We start from the raw sequence: 6,991 nt of genomic DNA on the forward strand, positions 1-6,991 counted from the left end.
CGCGATCCTCCCGGGCTGCCAGGGCTTCTCGAAACAGACGATGCACATCACCACGCTGGGCCGGGGCGGCGCGGACACGACGGCCGTGGCGATCGCCGCTGCACTCAAGGCCGACGTCTGCGAGATCTACACCGACGTCGACGGCGTGTACACCGCCGATCCGCGGATCGTGCCGAACGCCAAGCGCCTGACGTCCGTGACGTTCGAGGAGATGCTCGAACTCGCCGCCTGCGGAGCCAAGATCCTGCACCTGCGCAGCGTGGAGTACGGCCGCAGCTACAGCATCCCGATGCACGTGCGGTCGTCGTTCTCGCAGCTGCCCGGCACCATCGTCCAAGGTTCGATCGAGGAGTTGTCCGTGGAACAGGCGATCATTTCCGGCGTCGCGCACGACCGCAGCGAGGTCAAGGTGACCGTCGTCAACGTGCCGGACAAGCCGGGCGAGGCCGCCGCGATCTTCCGCGAGCTCGCCGCCGCCGAGATCAACATCGACATGATCGTGCAGAACATCGCCACCGGCGGCACCGGCCTCACCGACGTCTCGTTCACGTTGCCGGCCACCGACGGCCCGACGGCGTTGAACGCGCTCAAGCGGGTGCAGGAACGGATCGGCTTCACCGACCTGCTCTACGACGATCACATCGGCAAGCTGTCGCTGATCGGCGCGGGCATGCGCTCGCACCCGGGTGTCTCGGCGCGGTTCTTCACCGCCTTGTCCGACGCCGGCGTCAACGTCGAGATGATCTCGACGTCGGAGATCCGCATCTCGGTCGTGTGCCGCGACACCGACCTCGACGTCGCGGTGCGCGCGGTGCACGACGCGTTCGAGCTCGGCAGCGACGACGAACAGGCCGTCGTCTACGGAGGTACGGGCCGATGAGAATTGGCGTGGTCGGGGCCACCGGGCAGGTCGGCTCCGTCGTGCGGCGGTTGTTGGCCGACCGGTCGTTCCCGGTGGACGAGATCCGCTACTTCGCGTCCGCGCGCTCGGCCGGCACGACGCTGCCGTGGGAGGGCGTCGACGTCCGGGTCGAGGACGCCGCGGTAGCCGACCCGTCCGGGCTGGACATCGCGATCTTCTCCGCAGGCGGTGCGACGTCGAAGGAGCAGTCGCCGCGCTTCGCGGTCGCGGGCGTGACCGTCATCGACAACTCCAGTGCGTGGCGCATGGACCCGGACGTGCCACTTGTCGTCGCCGAGGTCAACGGTTCGCGTGCGTTGGACGCGCCGAAGGGCATCATCGCCAACCCCAACTGCACGACGATGGCCGCGATGCCGGTGCTCAAGCCGCTGCACGACGCCGCCGGGCTGCGTCGGCTGGTGGTGTCGACCTACCAGGCGGTGTCCGGGGCCGGGCTCGCCGGCGTGGACGAGCTCGACGACCAGGTCCGCGCCGTGGTCGACAAAGCCGCCGCCCTGACCCACGACGGTCAGGCCGTCACCTTCCCGCCGCCGGCGAAATTCGTCCGGCCGATCGCCTACAACGTGCTGCCGCTCGCCGGCTCGATCGTCGACGACGGCGAGTTCGAGACTGACGAGGAGAAGAAGCTGCGCAACGAGTCGCGCAAGATCCTCGACATCCCGCAGCTGCTGGTCTCCGGCACCTGCGTGCGGGTGCCGGTCTTCACCGGCCACTCGCTGTCGATCAACGCCGAGTTCGACCGGCCGCTGCCGGTGGCTCGGGCGCTCGAGCTGCTCGGCGACGCGCCAGGGGTGGCGCTGGCCGAGGTGCCGACGCCGCTGGACGCCGCCGGCGCCGACCCGTCCTTCGTCGGGCGGGTGCGGCAGGACCCGGGCGTGGCCGATACGCGCGGGCTTGCCTTGTTCGTCAGCAACGACAATCTGCGCAAGGGCGCCGCGCTGAACGCCGTCCAGATCGCCGAGCTGCTCGTCTGAGTCGTCGCCCGTTCCCGCTTCTTGCATGCCGAGTTGACCAGTTTGCGGCCGCGATTCCGGTCAGCTCGAACCGGGTGTTGCGCCAGCCGGTGGCGGCAGCGACGGACGGCGCCCGAAGCTCAGGTGGCGTTCCACTCGAAGGGGACCATGTCGCGCAGGACGCGGCGGCGGCGGTTACGCGGCAGGTGGTCGATGTAGAGGACGCCGCGCAGGTGGTCGGTCTCGTGCTGGAAGCAGCGCGCCAGGAAGCCGGTGCCGCTGACCTCGACCGGCTTGCCGTCCTTGTCGACGCCGCGCACGGTGGCCCGCTGCGCCCGCTCGAGCTCATGGAACGGACCGGGCACCGACAGGCAGCCTTCGTCGCCGCTCTGCTTCTCGTCGCTCACCTCGATCGTCGGGTTGACGACGTGGCCGCGGTGATGCTCCGGTCCACCCCGCTCGTCAGGGCAGTCGTAGACGAAAACGGCGAGGTCGACGCCGATCTGCGGCGCGGCCAGTCCTACTCCCTCGGCGACGGCGAGCGACTCGAACAGGTCGTCGACGAGCTTCTCCAGCTCGTCGTCGAACTCGGTGACCTCGCGTGCGGGGGTGGCCAGCACGGGATCCCCGACAACGCGGATCTCGGGCGGCGATTGAGTCACCCGGCAAGCCTAGAGCGGCACATTCGACCGAGTGGTGGTTGGTGACCGCGTCGGCGGACGGGTGCTCAGAAAATCACCGCGATGGCGAGGCGCCGTGGCCGACCCTGGTGAACACCGTGCTCGTGTTCGGCGCTGCGCTGCTGATCGGGCGCAAGCGTGTCCGAGCCGGGCAAGCCGGGCCGGGGTCTCGAACGACTCGGTCGTTGTCGGGGTGACAGGATTTGAACCTGCGGCCTCTTCGTCCCGAACGAAGCGCGCTACCAAGCTGCGCCACACCCCGCGTCGCAACCGGCCCAGCATAACGGGTGCGCTTGCACGGGTTGGCCGTCGGGCGGCGGCCGCTCAGCTGCGCGCGACGAGCCGCAGCAGCGTTGCTTCGGGGCGGCAGGCGAATCGGATCGGCGTGTACGGCCCGGTGCCGAGACCCGCGCAGACGTGGAAGTACATGTGGTCGTCCCACTGGTGCAACCACCGGGCGCGGCCGCGGTCGATACCGCAGTTGGTGACGATCGCGGGGCCGAACGGCACGCGGACCTGTCCGCCGTGCGTGTGGCCGGCGAGCACGAGGTCGTAGCCGTCGTCGGCGAAGTTCTGCAGCAGGTACGGCTCGGGTGAGTGCGTGACGCCGATGCGCACCGCCGCATCGTCGTCCGCGCGCCCGGCGATCAGGTCGTAGCGGGCTCGCAGCAGGTGCGGATCGTCGGTGCCGGCGAGTGCCACCTTCGTGCCGCCCGCGCCGAGCGTCGTCCGTACGTGTGTGAGGTCCGTCCAGCCCGCGCGCACCATGCCCTGCGCTAGCTCGGGCCAGGGCAGCAGTTCGCCGTGCTGCTTGTCGCGCTCGGGCACGAAGTAGCGCAGCGGGTTCTTCGGCTGCGGCACGTAGTAGTCGTTGTTGCCCGGGACGAAGACGGCCGGGAAAGCGGCGAGTGGTTCCAGCGCGTTGAGTACGGCGGGGACGCCGTCGCGGGCGGACAGCGTGTCGCCGGTGTTGATGACGAGGTCGGGCTCGAGCCGCGCCAGGTTGCGGATGAACTGCTGCTTGCGCCGCTGCGCCGGCGTGATGTGCAGATCCGACAGGTGCAACACGCGAAGCGGTGCGCTGCCGGGACGCAGGACCGGTACGTCGAAGTGACGCACCGCGAAGGCGTTGCGCTCGATCAGCGTGCCGTACAGCAGCGCAGCGGCGCCGCAGCCGCCCAACCCGGTCAGCGCGCGTGCGACTGTTCCGGCGCGCTGCATGCCTCGAGGATACGGACACCGCGCCGGGCGCCTCGGTAGCGTTCAGGTCATGCCCGAGCTCAAGGCGACGCTGCGCGCAGACATGAACACCGCGCTCAAGGCCCACGACGAACTGACCACCGCGACGCTGCGGATGGCGCTCGCCGCAGTGACCACCGAGGAGGTCTCCGGCAGCACGGCGCGGGAGTTGACCGACGACGAGGTGCAGCGTGTGCTCGCCAAGGAAGCCAAGAAGCGTCGCGAGGCCGCAGAGGCGTTCACGGGTGCGGGGCGTTCCGAGCTGGCCGACCGCGAGCTCGCTGAGGGCGAGGTGCTCGCCCGCTACCTGCCCAGCCAGCTGGACGACGACGAGCTGGCCGAGCTGGTCCGCGCGGCGGTCGCCGAGAGCGGCGCCAGCGAGCCCCGCCAGATGGGCGCCGTGATGAAGCTCGTGCAGCCCCGGGTGGCCGGCCGGGCGGACGGCAAGCGGGTCAGCACGGAGGTACGTCGGCAGCTCGGCGCCGGCTGACCGCAGCCGCCGAGGCGGCTGCCGGCTGACCGCAGCCGTCGAAGCGGCACAACCCGGTCAGTGGTGTCCGGGGCCGTGGTGGCTGGACGAGCTGCGGCCGCTGCGCGGCGTGTTGCGGTGGCGGCTGCCGGACCGACGCCGGCTGCTGCTCCCGCTGTTGCTGTTCCCGCTGTTGCGCGTCGTGCTCGTGGGTTGGGCCCGCGCGACGACCGGCGCCGCGCCGTTGCTCAGGCACGCAGTGACCGTCGTGCCCTGTTCGGCGATCTTCGGACCGTAGTAGCCGATCGTGCCCGCGGTGTTGTTGCTCGCGCACTGCAGATCGTCCAGTGGATCGAGGATCTTCAGCGTCAGACCCTTGTCGTTGAGCATCTGCTTGGCCTTCGCCTCGCTCTTGCCCCCGATGTTGGGTACCTGATCCCCGTCGACCGAGTCCGGCGACTGCCAGGTCCAGCTCTTGCCCTTCAGCGTCGGTTGCAGCGCGTCGAGCCAGACCTTGGCCGCGTAGTCACCGTAGGCCGCGCCCTTCTTCTCGCCCGGCAAGCCGCTCGACGGTGCGCTCGACTGGTCGAAGTTGATCAGCCCGCTGGCCGCGACGTAGTCAGGTGTCATGCCGACGAACCAGATCGAGCTGTTCTGCTTCTGGTTCGACGCCTGGTTGGTGCCGGTCTTGCCGGCCACCTTGTTCAGGCCGCCGGCGTACGCGGACGCGAACACCTTCGCCGAGGTGCCGCCGGACTGGGTGTCACCGGTCAGCACCTGCGCGGCAGTGGCCGCTGCCTGCGGCGAGATCACCTGCACGCTCTGCGGGCGCTTGACGGTCACCGCGCTGCCGTTGGCGTCCTTGATCCCGATGACCGGCGCCGGCGCCCAGTACTTGCCGCCGTCGGCCACGGCCGCGTACGCGCCGGCGAGCTCCAGCGGGCTGGTGGGGATCGACCCCAGCACCAGCTGCTGGGCGCGTTCCTTGTTGACGACCGCCTGCGTCCACGTCTGGCCCTGGACGTCGCTCGGCTCGTTCATGCTCTTCATGCCGAGCTGGCTCATGATGTCGGTGATCGGTGAGAGGTGGCAGCCGAAGTACCGGTCGGCCAGGCCGACGAAGTATGTGTTGTCGGAGTTCGCGGCGGCCTGCTGCAGCGTTTCGGTCTGCGAGTAATGGACGTTCGCGTCGCCGTTCTGCGCGTTCGTCGGCGTCTGGCACTGCTGGGCCTTGTACTGCCCGGTGTTGCCCTCGGTCGTCAACGACAGCGACTTCGGCATGCCCGTCTGCAACGCGGTGAGCAGCGGGAACAGCTTGAACGTCGAGGCACCGCCTGCGGTGTACTTCGTGAAGATCGGTTGCTCGGTCTGCCCGGCCTTCGTGCCGTAGGTCTTGCTGGACGCCATCGCCAGCACGTCACCGGTCTTCGGGTCGACGACCGGCATCACGCTCGTCATCGGCGAGCTGGCCGGGATCGCCTTCTGGATGCGCTTCTGCATGCTGGCCTGCAGGCCCGGATCGATGGTCGTGACGACCTTCAGGCCGCCCGACTGCAGCTGCGTCTGGCTGATCCCGCCGACGCTTGTGAGCCAGTTGACGGTGTAGTCGCAGAAGAACGCCGAGTTCGGGATCTTCGTGTCCGTGTTCGCGCAGCCCTGCTTGACCAGCGGTGCCGACTGCGACGCCAGCGCGATCGGCTGCGCCTTGTCCCGGTCCGCCTCGGCCTGGCTCAGCTTCTTGTCGGTGACGAGGTTCTGCAACACCTCGTTGCGGCGCTCCTTCGCGGCCGCCGGATTGACGAACGGGTCGTAGGCCGACGGGGCACGCAGCAGTCCGACGAGCATCGCCGCCTGCGGCAGGGTCAACTTGTTGGTGGGCTCGTGGAAATACGTCTGCGCGGCGACCTCGATGCCGTAGGCGTGCTCGCCGAAGAACGCAATGTTGAGGTAGTTGTCCAGGATCTGGCTCTTCGACTCGTGGCGCGCGCCCTCGATGTCGAGCGCGCAGCGCGCGTCCTCCATCTTGCGGCGCGCGTTCTGCGCGATGGCTGCGGCCTGCTTCGCCTTGTTGTCGCCGGCCTGGTAGTAGCGGATCTGCTTGACGTACTGCATCGTGAGCGTCGAACCACCCTGGGTGTCGCCGCTGCTCGTGCTGACCGCCGAGCGCACGAGTCCGCGCAGGTCCACACCGTGATGGCTGTAGAAGCGCCGGTCCTCCGTGGCGATCAGTGCGTCCTGCAGGTACTTCGGCACCTGGCTCAGGGAGACGGGGATGCGGTCCTGGGTGAAGACGCGGGCCAGGACGGTGCTGCCGTCACGCGCGTAGAGCGTGGTCGGTTCCGGCGGCTTGGTCTCCGGCAGGTTGCAGGTCGTGTTCTGGAACTGGGTGGCGTAGTGCTTGGCCACCAGCCCGCTGCCCAGCACGTACGGCAACGCGATACCGGACGCGAGCACCGCCGTCGCGAGAAGCGCGAGCAGCAGCTTGCCTACGGTGGGCCAGCGGCTCGGTCGGTCGAAATCGGACGCCACGGTGCATCAGGGTACGGGCCGCGCCGGACGGGCGCGGCGTGATCTCAGGTACCGAGCAGGGTGCCGATCGTCCGCAGCCCGTCGAGGTCGTGGACGTCGGCCGGCAGCGCCGGGACGCTGACCAGCGCCACCGACGGGTGCGCCTCGGCGAACCGCTTCGTCATCCGCGCGTCGTGTTCGGCGACGGCCGCGACCTCCG

At 69.4% G+C, this 6,991-nt stretch carries 6 protein-coding genes, 1 tRNA gene and 1 pseudogene; 3 read left to right on the forward strand and 5 right to left on the reverse strand.

Going from position 1 to position 6,991, the window contains the following annotated elements:
- Positions 1 to 880: aspartate kinase (locus tag ACFFCN_RS18045; RefSeq protein ID WP_375493921.1), on the forward strand; the 880-nt coding region annotated here is incomplete at its 5' end.
- Entirely contained in the window at positions 877 to 1,896 is a 1,020-nt protein-coding gene (locus tag ACFFCN_RS18050; protein WP_375493923.1) for an aspartate-semialdehyde dehydrogenase, read from the forward strand. The genes ACFFCN_RS18045 and ACFFCN_RS18050, both read left to right, overlap by 4 nt.
- Positions 1,897 to 2,015: 119 nt before the next feature.
- Here ACFFCN_RS18050 and def read toward each other — a convergent pair whose 3' ends face one another.
- From def to ACFFCN_RS18065, 3 genes are all read right to left on the reverse strand, one after another.
- The gene (gene def / locus ACFFCN_RS18055; protein WP_375493925.1) at positions 2,016 to 2,537 is read right to left on the reverse strand and encodes a peptide deformylase; all 522 of its coding nucleotides are present in this window, start codon (positions 2,535 to 2,537) and stop codon (positions 2,016 to 2,018) included.
- A gap of 206 nt (positions 2,538 to 2,743) precedes the next feature.
- A tRNA-Pro gene (locus ACFFCN_RS18060) sits at positions 2,744 to 2,817 on the reverse strand.
- A gap of 62 nt (positions 2,818 to 2,879) precedes the next feature.
- Positions 2,880 to 3,776 carry a metallophosphoesterase gene (locus tag ACFFCN_RS18065; protein ID WP_375493927.1) on the reverse strand — a complete coding sequence of 299 codons (897 nt, stop codon included), beginning with the start codon at positions 3,774 to 3,776 and terminating at the stop codon, positions 2,880 to 2,882.
- Positions 3,777 to 3,825: 49 nt separating this feature from the next.
- Between ACFFCN_RS18065 and ACFFCN_RS18070 the strand changes: the two genes are divergently transcribed.
- On the forward strand, positions 3,826 to 4,284 hold the full coding sequence (locus ACFFCN_RS18070; RefSeq protein ID WP_375493929.1) for a GatB/YqeY domain-containing protein: 459 nt from the start codon (positions 3,826 to 3,828) through the stop codon (positions 4,282 to 4,284).
- A gap of 57 nt (positions 4,285 to 4,341) precedes the next feature.
- On the opposite strand, the gene ACFFCN_RS18075 is transcribed toward ACFFCN_RS18070, so the two are convergent.
- Both ACFFCN_RS18075 and ACFFCN_RS18080 read right to left on the reverse strand, forming a co-directional pair.
- Positions 4,342 to 6,792, reverse strand: coding sequence for a transglycosylase domain-containing protein (locus ACFFCN_RS18075; protein WP_375493930.1), 2,451 nt, complete (start codon positions 6,790 to 6,792; stop codon positions 4,342 to 4,344).
- A gap of 44 nt (positions 6,793 to 6,836) precedes the next feature.
- Positions 6,837 to 6,991, reverse strand: a pseudogene (locus tag ACFFCN_RS18080) (ArsA family ATPase); the annotation flags it as partial.

Origin of the sequence: uncultured Jatrophihabitans sp. (assembly GCF_964246335.1) — a bacterium.
Classification (GTDB): Bacteria; Actinomycetota; Actinomycetes; order Mycobacteriales; family Jatrophihabitantaceae; genus Jatrophihabitans.